Genomic DNA, 19683 nt, shown 5'->3' on the forward strand with positions numbered 1-19683 from the left:
AAGGGCCACTGCCTGCGCCGACCCGGCAGGGGCCGGCGGCGCGATGCAGCCACCCGCTTCGGCGGGAACACATGGAGACAAGCGTGAGCAACAAGTTAACCGTCGAAGACCTGCACAAGAGCTACGGCAACCACGAAGTCCTCAAGGGCGTGTCGCTGACCGCCCACGCCGGCGACGTGATCAGCATCATCGGCTCGTCGGGCTCGGGCAAGAGCACCTTCCTGCGCTGCATCAACATGCTCGAGCGGCCCAATGCCGGCCGCATCGTGGTGGCCGGCGAGGAGATGAAGCTGGTGCGCGCCAAGGACGGCATGTTCAAGGCCGCCGACGACAAGCAGCTGCAGAAGATGCGCGCCAAGCTGGCCATGGTGTTCCAGCACTTCAACCTGTGGGCGCACATGACGGTGCTGGAGAACATCATCGAGGCGCCGGTCAACGTGCTCGGCGTGCCCAAGGACAAGGCGGTCGCCAGCGCGCGCGTCTACCTTGACAAGGTCGGCCTCAAGAACGTCGAGGACAAGTACCCGGCCCACATGTCGGGCGGCCAGCAGCAGCGCGTGGCGATCGCCCGCGCGCTGGCGATGGAGCCCGAGGTGATGCTGTTCGACGAACCGACCTCGGCGCTCGACCCCGAGCTGGTCGGCGAAGTGCTGCGCGTGATGAAGAAGCTGGCCGAGGAAGGCCGCACCATGGTGGTGGTGACCCACGAGATGGCCTTCGCGCGCGAGGTGTCCAACCACGTGATCTTCCTGCACCAGGGCCGCATCGAAGAGCAGGGCGATCCGAAGGTGGTGCTGACCAACCCGACCAGCGAGCGGCTCAAGCAATTCCTGTCGGGCAGCCTGAAGTAAGCGCCGGCATGTTCCATGTCGCCGACCAGCCCGGCACCCAGGAGATCGGCGTGCTGCTGCTGCCGGGCTTCGCGCCGGGCGAGTACGGCCTGCTGCTCGACTGCGTCGGCGAGCTCAACCGCCAGGCCGAGACCGCGCTCTACCGCGTGGTGCCGCTGTCGATCGACGGCGCGCCGGTGGCCTCGCGCTACGGTGTGCCGCAGCCGGTCGAGGGCGCCTTGCGGCCGCTGGCGCCGCCGCCGCTGCTGTTCGTCGCCGCGGCCGAGCCGCCGCGCGGCCTGACGCTGCAGGATCCGGTGGTCGCCGCGCTGGCGCTGGCCGGCCGCCAGCGCTGCCTGCTCGGCGGCTGGCACGCCGGGCCGTTCTGGCTGGCCGCCGCAGGGCTGCTCAACGGCTGCCGCGCCACGGTGCACTGGTCGCTGCTGGAGACCTTCAGCGACGGCCATCCGCTGATCATCGCCACCACCGCGCTGTTCGAAGTCGACAACGACCGCGCCACCTGCGGCGGCGGCGCCTCGGTGGCCGACCTGTTCCTGCACCTGGCGGCACGCCAGCACGGCACCGAATTCGTCGCGCTGGCGGCCGAATACCTGTTGCTCGACCGCATCCGCGGCCGCGACGACCGCCAGCGCATCCCGCTGCGCAACCGCGTCGGCGCCACCCAGCCCAAGCTGGTGCAGGCGGTGCTGCTGATGGAAGCGAACCTGGAAGAGCCGCTGACCACCGACGAGATCGCCCAGCACGTCTGCGTCTCGCGCCGCCAGCTCGAGCGGCTGTTCAAGCAGCACCTGGACAGCGTGCCCTCGCAGTACTACCTCGAACTGCGGCTCAACCGCGCGCGCCAGATGCTGCGGCAGACCTCCAAGTCCATCATCCAGATCGGCCTGTCCTGCGGCTTTTCGAGCGGGCCGCATTTTTCCAGCGCCTACCGCAATCACTTCGGCCTGACGCCGCGCGACGACCGCCAGCGCGGCGCGGTGCAGGGCGGCGCGGCCTGACCGCGCAGAATCTCTTCCTAGTAGGAGCGGCTTCAGTCGCGAATGGTACGAGACCTACTCGCAGGAGCGGCTTCCGCCGCCAATGACGGGGAGGGCAGCGAACACCGTTCGAGGCTGAAGCCCGGGCCGCCGAGCCGGCCATGCTGCCATCACCGCCGGCCGAAACGCGCCGCCTGACACTGCCGCGAAAACTCGCGGCGCACTACGCTTCGTCCGGGCCGCCCGTTTCCGCCGGCGGACACGAAACAACGAACGAACATGTCGCAAAAGCGGAATTCAGCCGCGACAGCGCCCCCTAGAATGCATGCATTGGATACGACGAAAGGACATCCCATGAGCCAGACCCCAGCCGTGCCGACTTCGACCAGGTGATGGTCCCCAACTACGCGCCCGCCGACTACATCCCGGTCCGCGGCGAAGGTTCGCGCCTGTGGGACCAGGAAGGCCGCGAGTACGTCGACCTGGCCGGCGGCATCGCCGTCAGCGCGCTCGGCCATGCCCATCCCAAGCTGGTGGCCGCGCTGACCGAGCAGGCCGGCAAGCTCTGGCACCTGTCCAACACCCTGACCAACGAGCCGGCGCTGCGCCTGGCGCGCAAGCTGGTCGACGCGACCTTCGCCGAGCGGGTGTTCTTCTGCAATTCCGGCGCCGAGGCCAACGAGGCTGCCTTCAAGCTGGCGCGCAAGTGGGCGATCGACACCGGCGGCGCCGACAAGTACGAGATCATCTCGGCCACCAATTCCTTCCACGGCCGCAGCTTCTTCACCGTCACCGTGGGTGGCCAGCCCAAGTACTCCGACGGCTTCGGCCCGCGCCCGGGCGGCATCACCCACATCGCCTACAACGACATCGAGGCGCTGCGCGCCGCGATCTCGGACAAGACCGCCGCGGTGGTGATCGAGCCGGTGCAGGGCGAGGGCGGCGTGCTGCCGGCCAGCCGCGAATACCTCGAAGCGGCCCGCGCGCTGTGCGACCAGCACAAGGCGCTGCTGGTGTTCGACGAAGTGCAGACCGGCGTCGGCCGCTGCGGCACCTTCTTCGCCTATGAAACCTTCGGCGTGGTGCCGGACATCCTGACCTCGGCCAAGTCGCTCGGCGGCGGCTTCCCGATCGGCGCGATGCTGACCACCGCCGCGATCGCCAAGCACTTCGGCGTCGGCACCCACGGCTCGACCTACGGCGGCAACCCGCTGGCCTGCGCGGTGGCCGAGGCCGTCGTCGATACCGTCAACACGCCCGAGACGCTGGCCGGCATCCGCGCCAAGCACGACCGCCTGGTCACCCGGCTCGAATCGATCGGCCGCGAGACCGGCGCCTTCGCCCTGGTGCGCGGGCTGGGCCTGCTGGTCGGCGCGGTGCTGGCCGAGCCCTACAAGGGCCGCGCCAAGGACTTCATGGTCGCCGCGGCCAAGGAGGGCGTGATGGTGCTGCAGGCCGGCCCGGACGTGGTGCGCTTCGCGCCCAGCCTGGTCATCCCCGATGCCGACCTCGACGAGGGCCTGGCCCGCTTCGAACGCGCCGTGCGCGCCGTGGCCGGCCGCTGAGCCCGCAAGCGAAGGAGTGTCGCGTGCTCGTATTCCGCCCCGTCCGCCAGTCCGATCTCCCCGGTGTCGAAGCGCTGGCGCGCGAGAGCCCGGTCGGCGTGACCACGCTGCCGGCCAGCCGCGACACGCTCTATCGCCGCATCCAGGCCTCGATCGATTCGCTGGCCGCCGACGTCAGCTTCCACGGCGAGGAGAGCTACCTGTTCGTGCTGGAAGACAGCACGAACGGGGAGCTGGTCGGCGTGTCCGGCATCGTCGCCTCGGCCGGCTTCACCGAGCCGTTCTACAACTACCGCAACGAGACCCTGGTGCATGCCTCGCCGGGGCTCGGCATCTATCACAAGGTGCATGCGCTGGCGCTGTGCCACGACCTGACCGGCAATACGCTGCTGTCGTCGTACTACATCCGTGAACCTTATCGTTTCACCGCCCAGTCCGACCTCTTGTCGCGCGGCCGCTTCCTGTTCATGGCCAACTGGCCGCGCCGCGCGTCCGACGCGGTGGTGTCGGAGATGGTCGGCGTGACCCGGCCGGACGGCTCCTCGCCGTTCTGGGATTCGGTCGGCGCCTATTTCTTCGGCATGGAATACCGCGAGGCCGAACTGCACTGCGGCGTGCACGGCCGCAAGTTCATCGCCGAGCTGATGCCGCACCATCCCATCTACGTGCCGCTGCTGAGCGACGAGGCGCAGGCCGCCATCGGACAGGTCGGCGCCGACGCCGAGGTGCCCTACGACGTGCTGGTGCGCGAGGGCTTCGAGGCCGAGAACTACGTCGACATCTTCGACGGCGGCCCGACGCTGTACGCCCGCACCGAGCGCATCCGCACCGTGGCGCAGAGCCGGCTGGCGCGCGCCCAGCTCGGCCGCGGGCCGGGCTCGACCAGCTGGCTGGTGGCGACCACCCGGCTCGACGATTTCCGCGTCGCGGTGGTCGAGGCCGACCTGGCCGGCGACGCCATCGCACTGCCGGCCGAGGCGCTCGCCGCGCTGGCGATCGAAGAAGGGGCGGCCGTGCGGGTCGCTCCGCTGTAGGAGACACCCATGCGCGTTCGCAGCATCCGTCGCGACGATCTCGAAGCCCTGCTGGCGCTGGCGCGCAGCACCGGCGTCGGCGTCACCACCCTGCCGGCCAACGAGGAGCGGCTGGGCCGCCGTATCGAGGCTTCGCTGGCCTCGCAGGCGGCGGAACCGTCGCCCGATGCGTCGAGCTTCGTGTTCGTGCTCGAGGACGACACGGCCGGCTCGGCCGAGGGCGGCGCCGTGGTCGGCATCTGCGGCCTCGAAGGCGCGGTCGGCGGCGACGAGCCCTGGTACAACTATCGCGTCGGCCTCAGCGTGCACGCCTCGCGCGAGCTCGGCGTCTACCGCAAGCTCGAGACGCTGTTCCTGACCAACGACCTGACCGGCTCGGCCGAGCTGTGCTCGCTGTTCCTGCACCCGGACTGGCGCCGCAACAGCAACGGCAGCCTGTTGTCCAAGTCGCGCTTCCTGTTCCTGGCCGAATTCCCCGAGCGCTTCAATTCTCGGGTGATCGCCGAGATGCGCGGCGTATCCGACGCCGGCGGCCGCTCGCCGTTCTGGGAGAGCCTGGGCCGGCACTTCTTCAAGATCGACTTCTCCGAGGCCGACTACCTGACCGGCCTGGGTCAGAAGTCCTTCATCGCCGAGCTGATGCCGCGGCAGCCGGTCTATACCGCCTTCCTCAGCGAGGAGGCCCGGGCGGTGATCAGCCAGGTGCACGAGGCGACCCGTCCGGCGCGGGCGATGCTCGAGAGCGAGGGTTTCCGCTACAACGGCGCGGTCGACATCTTCGACGCCGGCCCGACCCTCGAATGCGAGCTCGGCCAGATCCGGGCGGTGCGCGACAGCCAGGTGCTGACCGCCAAGCCCGAGGACGAGACCAGCGGCCGCATGTGGATGGTGGCCAACCGCCGTCTCGACGATTTCCGCGTCTGCCTGGCGCAGACCGAACCGACGCCGATGGGCCTGCCGCTGACGCGCGAAGTGATCGCGCGGCTGGGCATCGAGCCGGGCGACAGCGTGCGCGCGGTGCCGCTGTCGAGCAGGACTGCTGGCGCAGCGTGAGGAGTAAGGGGTGAGGGGTGAGGTGTAAACCCCATCCCCACCCCAACCCTCCCCTTCAAGGGGAGGGAGCAGGTCGCGACTGGTTGAACGATCGCGAGCGGTGGAGCGGGCGCTGCACCGCTCCTCCCCCTTCAAGGGGAGGCCGGGAGGGGATGGGGTCAACACCTCACCCCTCACGCCTCACCCCTCACCGATTCCACTTTTCACAGCATTTGGACGGACAACCATGCCCCACCATTTCATCGCCGGCCAATGGCAGCCCGGCCAGGGCGAAGCCTTCGAATCGCGCAATCCGGTCAGCCAGGCCGCGGTCTGGCAGGGCCAGGCGGCCGACGCCGCCCAGGTCGACGCCGCGGTGCAGGCCGCGCGCGGCGCCTTCAGGGCCTGGCGCGCGCTCGGCTTCGCCGGCCGCGAAGCCATCGTGCGCCGCTTCGCCGAGCTGCTCGGCGAGCACAAGGCCGCGCTGGCCGACGCGATCGGCATCGAGACCGGCAAGCCGCGCTGGGAGGCCCTGACCGAGGTGCAGACCATGATCGGCAAGGTCGACATCTCGGTGAAGAGCTACCACGAGCGTACCGGCGAGAAGGCAAGCGCCATGGGCGACGCCCAGGCGGTGCTGCGCCACCGGCCGCACGGCGTGGTGGCGGTGTTCGGCCCCTACAACTTCCCCGGCCACCTGCCCAACGGCCATATCGTGCCGGCGCTGCTGGCCGGCAACACGGTGGTGTTCAAGCCGTCCGAACTGACGCCGATGGTGGCGCACAAGACGGTCGAGCTGTGGCAGCAGGCCGGCCTGCCGGCCGGCGTGCTCAACCTCCTGCAGGGCGCGCGCGCGACCGGCATCGCGCTGGCCGGCCACGCCGGCCTCGACGGATTGTTCTTCACCGGCTCGTCGGGCACCGGCGAGGCGCTGCACAAGCAGTTCTCCGGCCATCCGGACAAGATCCTGGCGCTCGAGATGGGCGGCAACAACCCGCTGATCGTGCAGGACGTCGCCAACGTCGATGCCGCGGTGTTCCAGACCATCCAGTCGGCCTTCATCTCGGCCGGCCAGCGCTGCACCTGCGCGCGCCGGCTGCTGGTGCCGCGCGGTGCGGCGGGCGACGCCTTCCTGGCGCGGCTGGTCGAGGTGGCGGCGCAACTGCGCGTCGGCCGCTGGGACGACGCCGAGGCGCCGTTCATGGGCGCGGTGATCTCGCTGGCCGCGGCCCACCGGCTGCTGGTGTCGCAGGCCGACCTGATCGGCAAGGGCGCGGTCCCGCTGCTCGAGATGCGCCGGCTCGAAGCCGACACCGCGCTGCTGACGCCGGGCATCCTCGACGTCAGCGCGGTCGCCAACCTGGCCGACGAGGAAGACTTCGGCCCGCTGCTCAAGGTGCAGCGCTACGACGATTTCGAGCAGGCGATCGAGCTGGCCAACGCCACGCGTTATGGCCTGGCGGCCGGCCTGATCTCGGATAGCCGTGCGCTGTACGAGCAGTTCTGGCAGGAATCGCGCGCCGGCATCGTCAACTGGAACAAGCAGCTGACCGGCGCCTCGAGCGCCGCACCGTTCGGCGGCGTCGGCGCCAGCGGCAACCACCGTGCCAGCGCCTACTATGCTGCGGATTACTGCAGCTACCCGGTGGCCGGGCTGGAGACGCCCGATCTGACGCTGCCGGCTGCGTTGCCGGCGGGAATGAAGATGTGAGGGGAGAGGGGTTAGGGTGAGGTGTCACCCCATCCCCACCCCAGCCCTCCCCTTGAAGGGGAGGGAGCAGGACAGCGTCGCCGGAGAGGGCTCCGCCCTTGGAGATCGACGCGACTACTCCTCCCCCTTCAAGGGGGAGGTCGGGAGGGGGATGGGGTTACACCTCACGCCTCACTCCTAACGCCTCACCCAATTACCTACGGAGCAGCTCCATGGCAGCTTACGAAGCCAATTTCGACGGCCTGGTCGGCCCGACCCACAACTACGCCGGCCTGAGCTTCGGCAACGTCGCCTCGACCGGCAACCAGAACGCCGTCGCCAGCCCGCGCCAGGCCGCCCGCCAGGGCCTGGCCAAGATGAAGGCGCTGCACGACGCCGGTTTCAAGCAGGGCGTGCTGGCGCCGCACGAGCGGCCCAGCGTGGCCAGCCTGCGGCTGCTGGGCTTCGCCGGCAGCGACGCCGAGGTGATCGCCCGCGCCGCCAAGGAAGCGCCGGCCATCCTGGCCGCCTGCTGCTCGGCCTCGACCATGTGGACCGCCAACGCCGCCACCGTCAGCCCCGGCGCCGATACCGCCGACGGCCGCGTGCATTTCACGCCGGCCAACCTCAACAACAAGTTCCACCGCTCGATCGAACACCCGACCACCGGCCGCATCCTCAAGGCCATGTTCGCCGACGAGTCGCGCTTCGCCCACCATCCGGCGCTGCCGGCGCAGATGCACTTCGGCGACGAGGGCGCGGCCAACCACACCCGCTTCTGCCACGAGTACGACCAGCCCGGCGTCGAGTTCTTCGTGTTCGGCCAGGCCGCCTTCGACCACCGCTACCCCAAGCCGGCCCGCTTCCCGGCGCGCCAGACGCTGGAGGCGAGCCAGGCCATCGCCCGGCTGCACGGCCTCAAGGACAGCCAGGTGGTCTACGCCCAGCAGGACCCGGACACCATCGACCTCGGCGTGTTCCACAACGACGTGATCTCGGTCGGCAACCGCAACGTGCTGTTCCACCATCAGAAATCCTTCCTGCAGCAGGCCGAGGTGCTGGCCGAGCTCGACCGCAAGCTGGCCGCGCTCGGCGGCCACTTCGTCGCGATCGAGGTGCCCGAGGCCGAGGTCTCGGTCGAGGAGGCGGTGAAGTCCTACCTGTTCAACAGCCAGCTGCTCAGCAAGTCCGACGGCAAGCTGATCATCGTGGTGCCGGAAGAGTCGCGGAACATCCCGCGCGTCTGGACCTACCTCGACAAGCTGGTCAACAGCGGCGGCCCGATCGACGAAGTGCGGGTGTTCGACCTCAAGCAGTCGATGCAGAACGGCGGCGGCCCGGCCTGCCTGCGGCTGCGGGTGGCGCTGTCGGACGCCGAGCTGGCCGCGGTCAACCCGGCGGTGCTGATGAGCGACGCGCTGTTCGCCACGCTCAACGGCTGGGTCGACAAGCATTACCGCGACCGGCTGACCGGCGAGGACCTGGCCGATCCGCAGCTGCTGGTCGAGTGCCGTACCGCGCTGGACGAGCTGACGCAGATCCTGAAGCTGGGTTCGGTCTACCCCTTCCAGCTCGCCTGAGCGGTCGGGGCGTCCGGTAGGAGCGGCTTCAGCCGCGAATGGCTACAGCGAACGCTGACCGATTCGAGGCTGAAGCCGCTCCTACGGGGCGCACGAACTCACGGGGCTGCATTTCTGCGCGATCATGTCGTCCCATCCGCACAATCCCGACGAACACACCATGCACATCTGGGTCGACGCCGACGCCTGCCCGCGCGTCATCAAGGACATGCTGTTCCGCGCCGCCGAGCGCACCGGCGTGGCGCTGACGCTGGTGGCCAACCAGTTGCTGGCGGTGCCGCCGTCGCCGCATATCCGCGCCATCCAGGTGCCGGGCGGCTTCGACGTGGCCGACCACTACATCGTGGAGCAGGTGGCGGCCGGCGACCTGGTGGTCACCGCCGACATCCCGCTGGCGGCACGCGTGGTCGAGAAGGGCGCCCGCGCGCTCGATCCGCGCGGCGAGCTGCATACGGCGGCTACCATCCGCGAACGGCTGTCGATGCGCGATTTCATGGAAGAACTGCGCTCCAGCGGCGTCGAGACCGGCGGCCCGGCCGCCTTCGGCCAGGCCGAACGGCAGGCCTTCGCGCGCCAGCTCGACCGGCTGCTGGCCGCGCTTCCCAGGACGCGGCCAACGCCGCAGTGAGACGACGATGCAGAACTACCTCGAACATTTGCTGGCCGACCTCGGCGGCGACGATCCCTGGCCGCGGGCGCTGGCCGACGGCAGCCGCGTCACGGTGCACGGCGAAGGCCTGATCGCGATCGAACCGGTCGAGCCGGCCTTCGACCTGTTCATTTCCAGCGGCATCCACGGCAACGAGACGGCGCCGATCGAGCTGGCCGCGCACTTGCTGCAGGACGTGCTCGAAGGGCGCCTGCGGGCCGGCGCGCGGCTGCTGTTCGGCTTCGGCAACCCGGCCGCGATCCGCAGCAATGCGCGCTATCACGACGACGATCTCAACCGCCTGTTCGGCAAGCCGGCCGAGCAGACCGGCGACGGCCCGGCCGCCCGCCGCGCGCGCCAGCTCGAAGCGGCGGCCGTCGCCTTCTTCGCCGCGGCCGGCGAGCGCTGGAAGCTGCACTACGATCTGCACACCGCGATCCGCGGCTCGAAGATCGAGCAGTTCGCCATCTACCCGTTTCCGCACGAGGCCGGCTTCGACGCCGGCGAGATCGGCCGGCTGGCCGCCTGCGGAATCAGCGCGGTGCTGCTGCAATCGAAGCCGTCGCCGACCTTCTCCTACTTCACCCGTCGCCATTGCGGCGCCCACGGTTTCACGCTCGAGCTGGGCAAGGCGCGGCCGTTCGGCCACAACGCCGAGGTCAAGCTCGACCTGCTCGAAGCCGAGCTGCGCCGGCTGATCGCCGGCGAGCGGCTGGATCACGCCGGCCGTGCGGGCGATGCGACGCTGTTCCGGGTCGCGCGCGAGGTGATCAAGCACAGCGATGCCTTCGTGCTGAACCTGGACGACGCGGTGGAGAATTTCACCGAACTGGCGCAGGGCTATGTGCTGGCCGAGGATGGCGAGCAGCGCTTCGTAGTGGAGGAGCAGGGGGCGCGCATCGTGTTCCCCAATGCCAAGGTGAAGAACGGGCTGCGGGCGGGGCTGGTGGTTGTGCCGACGGATGGAAAGGGCTAAGTCCCAAAGGAAGCGGGTGACGGATGTCGGAAGGGCGGCGAAGGACGCCGGGAGGGAAATTCGCTCGTCATGAGGCACTGAACTGCCCTCTCCCGCCGGGAGCGGGCTGGGTGAGGGAGCGACGGTTCAGGTCGAATACGGCTGTTGTAGGCTGCGCTGCCGATTAAGCCCCCTCCCGCCGCGCGGGAGAGGCACCCGTTTCTGCACGGCAGAAACGGGGAGGGGTGAGGGCGGGTTCTACGAAGACCAGCCCTCATCCGGCCCTCCGGGCCATCTTCTCCCGCGCGCGGGAGAAGGGAGCGGGCGCTCGGCCGGTGGCTCATGTTCGACGGGCGCTCCCTCACCCTAGCCCTCTCCCGGCGGGAGAGGGACGGCAGCGCGGGCTGGCGAGCCTGCGGTTTGATTGCACGACGTGAATCAGCGCTTGCGTTCGGTGAGCAACCAACTTCCATACTGAGAACGCCTCACGCCTCACGCCTCACGCCTCACGCCTCACGCCTCACGCCTCACGCCTCACGCCTCACGCCTCACGCCTCACGCCTCACGCCTCACGCCTCACGCCTCACGCCTCACGCCTCACGCCTCACGCCTCACGCCTCACGCCTCACGGCCGATCGATGATCACCAGGATGCCGTGGCTGCCCGGTGCGACCGCGTGCGGTACGCCGGCCGGCACGATGCAGAGCTGGCCGGCCTCGACCGCAGCGATCTCCTCGCCCAGGGCCAGGTTCATCCGGCCTTCGATCACCAGCAGCGCTTCGTCGAAGTCGTGGGTTTCGTCCGGATAGGCGGCCTCGTCCATCCGCAGCACCTTGAGATTGGCGCCGGCCGCCTGGCCGACGATGCGCGAGCGCCAGGCGGCCGGCAGCGCGGCGGCCAGGTCGGGCAGATCGATGGTCCGGATGCGGTTTGCCTGGGTGTCGACTGGATTCATGAGGATTTCGCGGATCGATTGATGGGCCGGCAGCATGCGAACCGGCTGCCGCCGATGTCGCGGCAGCCGGGCCGGTTCAGAACTGCACCTTGACCGCTTCCGGCCCCAGCCACTCGCGCAACTCGCTCAGCAATTCGTCGCGCAAGGTCACCCGCCATTCCTCGCCGAGCTCGACCGCGCAGGCCGCGCGTTCGTTGCGGTAGTCGATGCGCACCGGGCAGGCGCCGCCGGCGAACGGCTGCACCAGCTTCTTGAGCCGGCCGACGTCGGCGTTGCCGTTCACGCCCAGCGCCAGCGCGCGGCGAAGCGGCTGCGCGCCTCGGCCAGGTCCAGGATGCGCTCGGCGCTGATGCGCAGGCCGCTGCCGCCGCCGTAGGTGTCCTCGCTGACCTTGACCTCCATCACCAGCAGCGCGTCCTCGCGGATCTTGTTCTTGGCATCCTCGAGCGCTTCGGAATAGACCATCACGTCGCGCTTGGCGGTGGCGTCGTCGAGCGTCACCCAGGCCATCTTGCCGCGCTGGCCGATCTTGACCCGCACCTCCATCACCACGCCGGTGACCCATTGGGTCTCCTTGCGCGGCGACAGCCGCGACAGCTCGGTCTTGGCGAACGGCCGCACGCTGCGCGCCACCGCGGTGAACGGGTGGCCCGACAGGTAGAAGCCGATCGCCACCTTCTCCTCGGCCAGCTTCACCGATTCGTCCCAGCGCGGCACGTCGACCATCTGCATCTGGTGCTCGGGCTCGGGCTCGAAGGCGTCGAACAGGCCGCCCTGGTTGGCGTTGGCGGCGGCCTGCTCGGCCGCTTCCAGCGCCAGGCCGACGGTGGCCAGCAGGGACGCGCGATGGTCGCTGATCGAGTCGAAGGCGCCGCCGCGGATCAGCGCCTCGATGACGCGGCGGTTGACGATCTTCTTGTCGGTGCGCTCGCAGAAATCGAAGATGTCCTTGAACGGGCCGCCAGCCTTGCGCACCGCGACGATGTGCTCGACCGCCGCCTCGCCGGTGCCCTTGATGGCGCCCAGCGCGTAGCGGATCTCGCGGCGGGTGACCGGCACGAAGCGGTAGAAGCCTTCGTTGACGTCGGGCGGCAGGAACTTGACGTTGTTCAGCGCGCAGTCGTCGTAGAACACCTTGAGCTGGTCGGTGTTGTCCAGTTCGGTCGACATGGTCGCCGCCATGTAGGCGGCGCAGTGGTGGGCCTTGAGCCAGGCGGTGTGGTAGGCGACCAGCGCGTAGGCGGCGGCGTGCGACTTGTTGAAGCCGTAGCCGGCGAACTTCTCCATGTAGTCGAAGATCTCGTTGGCCTTGGCCTCGTCGATGCCGTTCTTGCCGGCGCCTTCGACGAACATGGCGCGCTGCGCCACCATCTCCTCGACCTTCTTCTTGCCCATGGCGCGGCGCAGCAGGTCGGCGCCGCCGAGGCTGTAGCCGCCGCAGACCTGGGCGGCCTGCATCACCTGCTCCTGGTACACCATGATGCCGTAGGTCGGCGCCAGCACCGGCTCCAAGAGCGGGTGCAGGTATTCGAACTTCTCGCCGTGCATGCGGCGGGTGAAGTCGGGGATCAGGTCCATCGGGCCCGGCCGGTACAGCGCCACGAAGGCGATGATTTCCTCGAACTGGCTGGGCTTGGCCTCGATCAGCATCTTCTTCATGCCGCTCGATTCGAACTGGAACACGGCCGTGGTATTGCCGGCGGCGAAGACCTTGTAGGCCGGCGCATCGTCGAGCGGCAGCTTGGCCACGTCGACGTCCTCGCCGCTCAGGTCCTTGATGTACTTCTGCGCCAGCTCGATGATCGTGAGGTTGCGCAGGCCCAGGAAGTCGAACTTCACCAGGCCGATCTGCTCGACGTCGTCCTTGTCGTACATCGACACCGGCGAGGCGCCCTCGCCGGAGGCGATGTAGAGCGGGCAGAAGTCGGTCAGCTTGCCCGGCGCGATCAGCACGCCGCCGGCGTGCATGCCGATGCCGCGGGTCAGATCCTCGAGCTTCTCGGCCAGCTCCAGCAGTTCGCCGGCGTCCTCGGCCTCGATCAGCTCGCGGATCTGCGGCTCCATCTCCATCGCCTTCTCGAGCGAGACCGGCTTGTTGGCCTCGAGCGGGATCAGCTTGGAGAGCTTGTCGCACAGGAAGAAGGGCAGGTCGAGCACCCGGCCGACGTCGCGCAGCACCGCCTTGGACGACATGGTGCCGAAGGTGGCGATCTGGCTGACCGCCTCCTCGCCGTACTTGCGCCGGGTGTACTCGATCACGCGCCAGCGGTTCTCCTGGCAGAAGTCGACGTCGAAGTCGGGCATCGACACCCGCTCCGGGTTGAGGAAGCGCTCGAACAGCAGCGCGTACTTGAGCGGATCGAGGTCGGTGATCTTGAGCGCGTAGGCGACCAGGGAACCGGCGCCCGAGCCGCGGCCCGGGCCGACCGGGCAGCCGTTCTGCTTACCCCAGTTGATGAAGTCGGCCACGATCAGGAAGTAGCCGGGAAAGCCCATCTTGATGATGGTGTCGCACTCGAACTTGAGCCGCGCCTCGTACTCGGGCCGCCGCGCCTCGCGCTCGGCCGGATCGGGGTAGAGGTGGGCCAGCCGCTCCTCCAGGCCGTTCCTGGCCTCGTAGACCAGGAAGTCGTCGAGCGACATGCCGTCCGGCGTCGGGAACAGCGGCAGGTAGTTCTTGCCGAGCACCACCGTGAGGTTGCAGCGGCGGGCGATCTCGACGGTGTTCTCCAGCGCCTCGGGGACGTCATGGAACAGCGCGGCCATCTCCTCGGGCGACTTGAAGTACTGCTCCTCGGTGAAGTTGCGCGGCCGGCGCTTGTCGGCCAGCACGTAGCCCTCGGCGATGCAGACGCGCGCCTCGTGCGCCTTGAAGTCCTCGCGGGCGAGGAACTGGATCGGGTGGGTGGCCACCACCGGCAGGCCGAGCTCGACGGCGAGGTCGAGCGCGCCCTGGTTGGCCGGCTCGCAGCGCGGGTCGCCGGTGCGTTGCAGCTCGAGGTAGTAGCTGTCGGGGAACAGCCCGGACCACCAGCGCGCGGCGGCGGTGGCGGCCTCGCGGTTGCCGTTGAGCAGCGCCTGGCCGACGTCGCCCAGGTGCGCGCCCGACAGCGCGATCAGCGCGCTGTTGTCGCCGGCGGCGATCCACTCGCGCTTCAGCTCGGCGCGGCCGCGGTACTGGTTGCGGCGGAAGGCCTCGGTGACCAGCTCGCACAGCCGGCCGTAGCCGGCGCGGTCCTTGGCGATCAGCAGCACGCGGAACGGCTTGTCGCGGTCTTCCTCGTTCTCGATCCAGGCGTCCACGCCGGCGATCGGCTTCATGCCGCTGCCGCGCGCGGCCTTGTAGTGCTTGACCATGCCGAACAGGTTCATCAGATCGCTGATGCCCAGCGCCGGCATGGCATATTTCTTGGCGAGCTTCACCGCGTCGTCGATGCGCACGATGCCGTCGGTGACGGAGAACTCGGAGTGGAAACGGAGATGGATGAAGGCGGGAGCAGACATGGGGCGATTCTACCGCGATGCGGTGGCGGCCGGCCGCGGCCGGCGGGTGGAACGGTTCGGTCGGGTGAGCAGCCGTAGGGCCGACTGCTATCCCGTCAAGCGGCGGCGAGAGGCGCAAGCAAGGGACATTCGCCGCGGAGGACGCCGAGGACACGGAGGAAGGCGGGCTCGATCGGTGGACGGCTGCCGCCCGCCTCATGTACAGCCCTGAGCGGGAGGGCCTTGCCTCCGCGTCCTCGGCGTCCTCTGCGGTGCATCTGTTTTATCCGTCAGCGCGCAACGCCGGGCAATTGCGATCCCTGCGCTGCCGGGTCGGCGATCAGGCCGTCGGCAGGCGGCTGAAGCCGCGATGGCCGGCCGGCTCGGCCGTCTCCACCACCACCTCGCTGACCCGGGCGCCGCGCGGGCCCTGGCGCGACCAGGCCAGCAGCGTCTGGACCGCGGCGGCCTCGCCTTCGACATGGGCCTCGACCGAGCCGTCGTGGCGATTGCGCACCCAGCCGTTCACCGCCAGCTTGCCGGCCGTCAGCATCATCGCGTTGCGATAGCCGACGCCCTGCACCACGCCGCGGATCAGCAGGTGGCGCGCGATCATGCCGGGAAGGCCGCGTGCAGGATGCCGTGGGCGTCGGTCAGCGAGGCGACGATGCGATGGCCGAAGGCGCGTACCTCTTCGCTCGGCGCCTTGATGTCGGGCACCTGGATCGGCGTCATGCCGGCTGCCAGCGCGGCGCGCACGCCGGGCTCGGAATCCTCCAGCACCAGGCATTGCGCCGGCGCCACGCCCAACAGGCCGGCGGCCTTGAGGTAGATGTCGGGCGCCGGCTTGGGATGCTCGACGTCGCTGCCGGTGACGACCACCTCGAAGTGGCGCGCCAGGCCGGTACGGGCCAGGTTCTGCTCGGCGCGCACGCGCTTGGTGGAGGTGGCGACCGCCTTGGGGATGCCGAGCGCGTCGAGCCAGGCCAGGAGCTCGGCGATGCCGGCCTTGAGCGGCAGACCGGCCTCGACGCGCGCGCTGTAGAGCTCGTCGGTGCGCAGCGAGACCGCGTCGATGTCGGCATCGCGGAAGCGCTCGACCAGCATGGCGTGGCACAGCCGGTCGTGCAGGCCGACCATGCTGTGCAGCAGCGCATCGTCGAACTCCAGCGCGTGCTCGGCGGCGGCGATGCGCCAGCATTCGAGCACCGCGCGCTCGCTGTCGATCATCAGGCCGTCCATGTCGAACAGGACGGCGGCCGGGGTGAAGTCGAGTTTCATTGCTTGTCCTTGAGGGCGGGGCTCCACTCGCCGGCCAAGAGGCCGTAGCAGACCAGGTCGTGGTAGCGGCCGCCCCAGTAGCCGCTGTCGCGCAGCAGGCCTTCCTGGCGGAAGCCGAGCCGTTCGGCCAGCCGGCGCGAGGCCGCGTTGTCGGGGTGGATCTCGGCCTGCACGCGATGCAGCCGCATCTCGCCGAAGCCGTAGCCGAGCACCGCGCGCAGCGCTTCGCTCATCAAGCCTTGACCCTGGCAGTCGCGGGCGAGTTCGTAGCCGAGCGCAGCATTGCGCCAGGAGCGGTTCCACTTGAACAGGCCGGCCGAGCCGATCAGCCGGCGGTCGCTCTTGCGCACCAGGCCCCAGCGCGTGCCGGGGTTGGGCTGGCGGCGCCAGCCGGCGAACATCTCGACCAGTTGCAGCGCCTGTTCGCGCGTGGCGATCGGATCGGCGCCGAACCAGCGCATGGTCTCGGCATCGCCGTGGATGGACAGCAGCGCGTCGGCATCGGCATGGCCCAGTTCGCGCAGCAGCAGGCGGGGTGTTTCGAGGGTGGGGAACATCGTCGTCCAGGCAAGGAACGGCCGCCGTCCCGCGCGGTGCGCGGACGCGGCGGCCGGGCGCGCCGTCAGCTCACGCGCATGCCGGGCTGGGCGCCGGCGTGCGGCTCGAGCAGGTAGAGGCCGGGCCTTCGCCGCTGGCGGCCAGCACCATGCCTTCGGACAGGCCGAACTTCATCTTGCGCGGCGCCAGGTTGGCCACCATCACCGTCAGCTTGCCGACCAGGTCCTCGGGCTTGTAGGCCGACTTGATGCCGGAGAACACGTTGCGGGTGTGGTCGCCCAGGTCCAGCGTCAGCTGCAGCAGCTTCTCGGCGCCCTCGACATGCTTGCAGTCGACGATCTTGGCGATGCGCAGGTCGAGCTTGGCGAAGTCGTCGATGTTGATGGTCGGCGCGAGCGGCTCGACCTTGGGGCCGGCCGGCGCGGCGGCGGCCGCCGCGTTCTGCTTGTTGGCCTCGACCAGCGCCTCGACCTGCTTGGGATCGATGCGCGTCATCAGGTGCTGGTAGGGCTGGATCGCATGGTCGAGCAGCAGGGTCTGGGCGTCGTCCCATTGCAGCGGTGCGACGGCCAGGAAGGCCTCGACGTCGGCGGCCAGCTTGGGCAGCACCGGCTTGAGGTAGACGGTGAGGATGCGGAACAGGTTGATCAGCAGCGAGCAGGCGCCGTGCAGCTCGGCGTCGCGGCCCTGCTGCTTGGCCAGCTCCCACGGCTTCACCTGGTCGACGTACTGGTTCACCTCGTCGGTCAGCGCCATGATCTCGCGCACCGCGCGGCTGTACTCGCGCGCCTCGAAGCTGTCGGCCAGGCTCTGGGCGGCGCCTTGCAGCTTGGCGACCAGCGCGCTGTCGGGCAGCGCGGCGGCCAGGCGGCCGTCGAAGCGCTTGGCGATGAAGCCGGCGGCGCGGCTGGCGATGTTGATGTACTTGCCGACCAGGTCGCTGTTCACCCGCAGCACGAAGTCGTCGAGCGCCAGGTCGGCGTCCTCGATCTTGCTGTTGAGCTTGGCGGCGTAGTAGTAGCGCAGCCATTCCGGGTTGAGGCCGGCGTCGAGGTATTCGCGCGCGGTGATGCCGGTGCCGCGCGACTTCGACATCTTCTGGCCGTTGACGGTCAGGAAGCCGTGGACGTTGACCGCGCTCGGCGTGCGGTAGCCGCTGTACTTCAGCATCGCCGGCCAGAACAGCGCGTGGAAGTAGAGGATGTCCTTGCCGATGAAGTGGTAGAGCTCGGCGTCCGAGTCGACCTTCCACCAGGCGTCGAAATCCTCGCCGATGCGGTCGAACAGGTTCTTGCTCGAGCCCATGTAGCCGACCGGCGCATCGAGCCAGACATAGAAGTACTTGCCCGGCGCGTCGGGGATCTCGAAGCCGAAGTAGGGCGCGTCGCGGCTGATGTCCCAGTCCTGCAGGCCGGCCTCGAACCATTCGTTCATCTTGTTGGCGGCCTCGGGCTGCAGCCGGCCGGCTTCGCGGGTCCAGTGGCGCAGGAATTCCTCGCAGTCGCCGAGCTTGAAGAAGAAGTGCTCGGATTCGCGCAGCTCGGGCGTGGCGCCGGAGACGGTGGAGTAGGGGTTCTTCAGCTCGGTCGGGCCGTAGGTGGCGCCGCAGACCTCGCAGTTGTCGCCGTACTGGTCCTTGGCCGAACACTTGGGGCATTCGCCCTTGACGAAGCGGTCGGGCAGGAACATCTGCTTCTGCGGATCGAACAGCTGGCTGATCACCCGGCTGGTGATCTTGCCGTCGGCGCGCAGGCGGCGGTAGATCTCGTAGGAGAGTTCGCGCGTCTCGTCCGAATCGGTGCTGTAGAAATTGTCGAAGCCGATGTGGAAGCCCTTGAAATCGGCCTCCTGCACGTCGTGCATGCGCTCGACCAGCTCCTTGGGGCTGATGCCCTGCTTCTCGGCGCTGATCATGATCGGCGTGCCGTGGGTATCCGTGGCGCAGCAGTAGTAGCAGGTATGGCCGCGCATCTTCTGGAACCGCGCCCAGATGTCGGTCTGGACGTACTCGACCATATGGCCGAGGTGCAGTGCGGCATTGGCGTAGGGCAGGGCGGAAGTGACGAGGATCTTGCGTTTGGACACGGCAGTACCCGTTTCTATGTTGCGATGCGGAAGCTGCCGATTATAGCCGAAGGGCTTAGAATGACGGCCCCTCGTGCTGTACCCCTCGATTCGCCCACATGCTCGTCCAGACCGTCGACTACTGCGCCAACGACGCGCCGGCCCGCCTGATCGCCTCGCTGCGCGAGACCGGCTTCGCCGTGCTGGTGCGCCATCCGCTGCCGGTCTGGCTGATCGACGGCATCTACCGCGACTGGCTGGCCTTCTTCGATGGCGAGGCCAAGGCCGATTACCGTTTCTGCCCCGAGAAGCAGGACGGCTGGTTCCCGCCCAGCGTGTCGGAGACCGCGCGCGGCCGCAGCGTGCGCGACCTCAAGGAGTTCTATCACGTCTACCCCTGGGGCCGGATCCCGGCCGGGCTGCGCCGCGACGCGCTGGCCTACCACGGCACGGCGACCGCGCTGGCGGCCGAACTGCTCGGCTGGATCGAGGACGCGCTGCCGGCCGAAGTGGCGGCCGGCCTGTCCGAGCCCTTGTCGGGCATGATCAAGGCCAGCCCCAACACCCTGCTGCGGGTGCTGCGCTACCCGCCGCTGGCCGGCGACGAGCCGCCCGGCGCGCTGCGCGCCGCCGAGCACGAGGACATCAACCTGATCACCCTGCTGCCGGCCGCCAGCGCGCCGGGGCTCGAGGTGCGCGACCGCCAGGGCCGCTGGCACGCGGTGCCGTGCGCCAGCGGCGCACTGGTGATCAACGTCGGCGACATGCTGCAGGAGGCGACCGCCGGCTGGCTGCCGTCCACCCCGCACCGGGTGGTCAACCCGGTCGGCGCCGAGGCCGCGCAGTCGCGCATCTCGCTGCCGCTGTTCCTGCATCCGCGCAGCGAAGTGGTCCTGTCGGCCCGCCATACCGCCGGCAGCTATCTCGACGAACGCCTGCGCGAGCTCGGCGTGCGCAACTGATCTATATGATATATGAATCGTCGCGGCGCAGACGCCACCCGCGGCGG

The 19683-nt window shown here is 69.2% G+C and carries 14 protein-coding genes and 2 pseudogenes; 10 read left to right on the forward strand and 6 right to left on the reverse strand.

Translation table 11 applies throughout. The features are described from left to right. The first annotated feature begins 83 nt into the window (after positions 1 to 83). From H9L41_RS10515 to astE, 9 genes are all read left to right on the forward strand, one after another. Entirely contained in the window at positions 84 to 851 is a 768-nt protein-coding gene (locus tag H9L41_RS10515; protein WP_308417344.1) for an ABC transporter ATP-binding protein, read from the forward strand. An 8-nt stretch (positions 852 to 859) separates the two neighbouring features. Next, positions 860 to 1849 (forward strand): GlxA family transcriptional regulator, encoded by a 990-nt coding sequence (locus tag H9L41_RS10520; protein WP_051319416.1) that lies wholly within the window; start codon positions 860 to 862, stop codon positions 1847 to 1849. Between the two features lie 371 nt (positions 1850 to 2220). Next, complete coding sequence (locus H9L41_RS10525) at positions 2221 to 3393, forward strand: aspartate aminotransferase family protein (protein ID WP_187523807.1); 1173 nt, start codon at positions 2221 to 2223, stop codon at positions 3391 to 3393. A 23-nt stretch (positions 3394 to 3416) separates the two neighbouring features. Further along, on the forward strand, positions 3417 to 4427 hold the full coding sequence (gene astA / locus H9L41_RS10530) for an arginine N-succinyltransferase (protein ID WP_028448042.1): 1011 nt from the start codon (positions 3417 to 3419) through the stop codon (positions 4425 to 4427). A gap of 9 nt (positions 4428 to 4436) precedes the next feature. Then, a complete protein-coding gene (astA, locus tag H9L41_RS10535) occupies positions 4437 to 5480 on the forward strand; it encodes an arginine N-succinyltransferase (protein WP_028448041.1) in 1044 nt (347 codons plus the stop codon). A 226-nt stretch (positions 5481 to 5706) separates the two neighbouring features. Further along, positions 5707 to 7170 (forward strand): succinylglutamate-semialdehyde dehydrogenase, encoded by a 1464-nt coding sequence (gene astD / locus H9L41_RS10540; RefSeq protein WP_028448040.1) that lies wholly within the window; start codon positions 5707 to 5709, stop codon positions 7168 to 7170. Positions 7171 to 7382: 212 nt separating this feature from the next. Beyond that, positions 7383 to 8729, forward strand: coding sequence for an N-succinylarginine dihydrolase (gene astB / locus H9L41_RS10545; RefSeq protein WP_028448039.1), 1347 nt, complete (start codon positions 7383 to 7385; stop codon positions 8727 to 8729). 160 nt (positions 8730 to 8889) lie between these two features. Continuing rightward, positions 8890 to 9357 carry a YaiI/YqxD family protein gene (locus H9L41_RS10550; RefSeq protein WP_028448038.1) on the forward strand — a complete coding sequence of 156 codons (468 nt, stop codon included), beginning with the start codon at positions 8890 to 8892 and terminating at the stop codon, positions 9355 to 9357. Positions 9358 to 9364: 7 nt separating this feature from the next. Continuing rightward, on the forward strand, positions 9365 to 10354 hold the full coding sequence (astE, locus tag H9L41_RS10555) for a succinylglutamate desuccinylase (RefSeq protein ID WP_034608194.1): 990 nt from the start codon (positions 9365 to 9367) through the stop codon (positions 10352 to 10354). 604 nt (positions 10355 to 10958) lie between these two features. Here astE and H9L41_RS10560 read toward each other — a convergent pair. The 6 genes and pseudogenes from H9L41_RS10560 to metG form a co-directional block, all read right to left on the reverse strand. Next, entirely contained in the window at positions 10959 to 11288 is a 330-nt protein-coding gene (locus H9L41_RS10560) for a cupin domain-containing protein (protein ID WP_051319432.1), read from the reverse strand. A gap of 76 nt (positions 11289 to 11364) precedes the next feature. Further along, a pseudogene (gene dnaE, locus H9L41_RS10565) lies at positions 11365 to 14792 on the reverse strand (DNA polymerase III subunit alpha). Between the two features lie 319 nt (positions 14793 to 15111). Continuing rightward, on the reverse strand, positions 15112 to 15387 hold the full coding sequence (locus tag H9L41_RS10570) for an acylphosphatase (protein WP_028448032.1): 276 nt from the start codon (positions 15385 to 15387) through the stop codon (positions 15112 to 15114). Beyond that, a complete protein-coding gene (locus H9L41_RS10575) occupies positions 15384 to 16052 on the reverse strand; it encodes an HAD family hydrolase (protein WP_034608192.1) in 669 nt (222 codons plus the stop codon). Before H9L41_RS10575 ends, H9L41_RS10570 begins: the two co-directional genes overlap by 4 nt. Next, complete coding sequence (locus tag H9L41_RS10580; RefSeq protein WP_028448030.1) at positions 16049 to 16609, reverse strand: GNAT family N-acetyltransferase; 561 nt, start codon at positions 16607 to 16609, stop codon at positions 16049 to 16051. The genes H9L41_RS10575 and H9L41_RS10580 overlap by 4 nt, the downstream gene beginning before the upstream one ends. 65 nt (positions 16610 to 16674) lie before the next feature. Next, positions 16675 to 18695 (reverse strand): annotated as a pseudogene (gene metG / locus H9L41_RS10585) (methionine--tRNA ligase). 98 nt (positions 18696 to 18793) lie between these two features. Here metG and H9L41_RS10590 point away from each other — a divergent pair. Further along, positions 18794 to 19636 carry an isopenicillin N synthase family dioxygenase gene (locus H9L41_RS10590; protein ID WP_028448028.1) on the forward strand — a complete coding sequence of 281 codons (843 nt, stop codon included), beginning with the start codon at positions 18794 to 18796 and terminating at the stop codon, positions 19634 to 19636. Positions 19637 to 19683: the final 47 nt, after the last annotated feature.

It is taken from the genome of Chitinimonas koreensis (assembly GCF_014353015.1).
In the GTDB taxonomy this organism is placed as follows: domain Bacteria; phylum Pseudomonadota; class Gammaproteobacteria; order Burkholderiales; family Chitinimonadaceae; genus Chitinimonas; species Chitinimonas koreensis.

What these genes read in the sequence shown, in the direction of transcription:
- H9L41_RS10520 (WP_051319416.1), top strand. Translation starts at nt 860, where the DNA reads ATGTTCCATGTCGCCGACCAGCCCGGCACCCAGGAGATCGGCGTGCTG.
- H9L41_RS10525 (WP_187523807.1), top strand. Translation starts at nt 2,221, where the DNA reads ATGGTCCCCAACTACGCGCCCGCCGACTACATCCCGGTCCGCGGCGAA.
- astA (WP_028448041.1), top strand. Translation starts at nt 4,437, where the DNA reads ATGCGCGTTCGCAGCATCCGTCGCGACGATCTCGAAGCCCTGCTGGCG.
- astD (WP_028448040.1), top strand. Translation starts at nt 5,707, where the DNA reads ATGCCCCACCATTTCATCGCCGGCCAATGGCAGCCCGGCCAGGGCGAA.
- astB (WP_028448039.1), top strand. Translation starts at nt 7,383, where the DNA reads ATGGCAGCTTACGAAGCCAATTTCGACGGCCTGGTCGGCCCGACCCAC.
- H9L41_RS10550 (WP_028448038.1), top strand. Translation starts at nt 8,890, where the DNA reads ATGCACATCTGGGTCGACGCCGACGCCTGCCCGCGCGTCATCAAGGAC.
- astE (WP_034608194.1), top strand. Translation starts at nt 9,365, where the DNA reads ATGCAGAACTACCTCGAACATTTGCTGGCCGACCTCGGCGGCGACGAT.
- H9L41_RS10560 (WP_051319432.1), bottom strand. Translation starts at nt 11,288, where the DNA reads ATGAATCCAGTCGACACCCAGGCAAACCGCATCCGGACCATCGATCTG.
- H9L41_RS10570 (WP_028448032.1), bottom strand. Translation starts at nt 15,387, where the DNA reads ATGATCGCGCGCCACCTGCTGATCCGCGGCGTGGTGCAGGGCGTCGGC.
- H9L41_RS10575 (WP_034608192.1), bottom strand. Translation starts at nt 16,052, where the DNA reads ATGAAACTCGACTTCACCCCGGCCGCCGTCCTGTTCGACATGGACGGC.
- H9L41_RS10580 (WP_028448030.1), bottom strand. Translation starts at nt 16,609, where the DNA reads ATGTTCCCCACCCTCGAAACACCCCGCCTGCTGCTGCGCGAACTGGGC.
- H9L41_RS10590 (WP_028448028.1), top strand. Translation starts at nt 18,794, where the DNA reads ATGCTCGTCCAGACCGTCGACTACTGCGCCAACGACGCGCCGGCCCGC.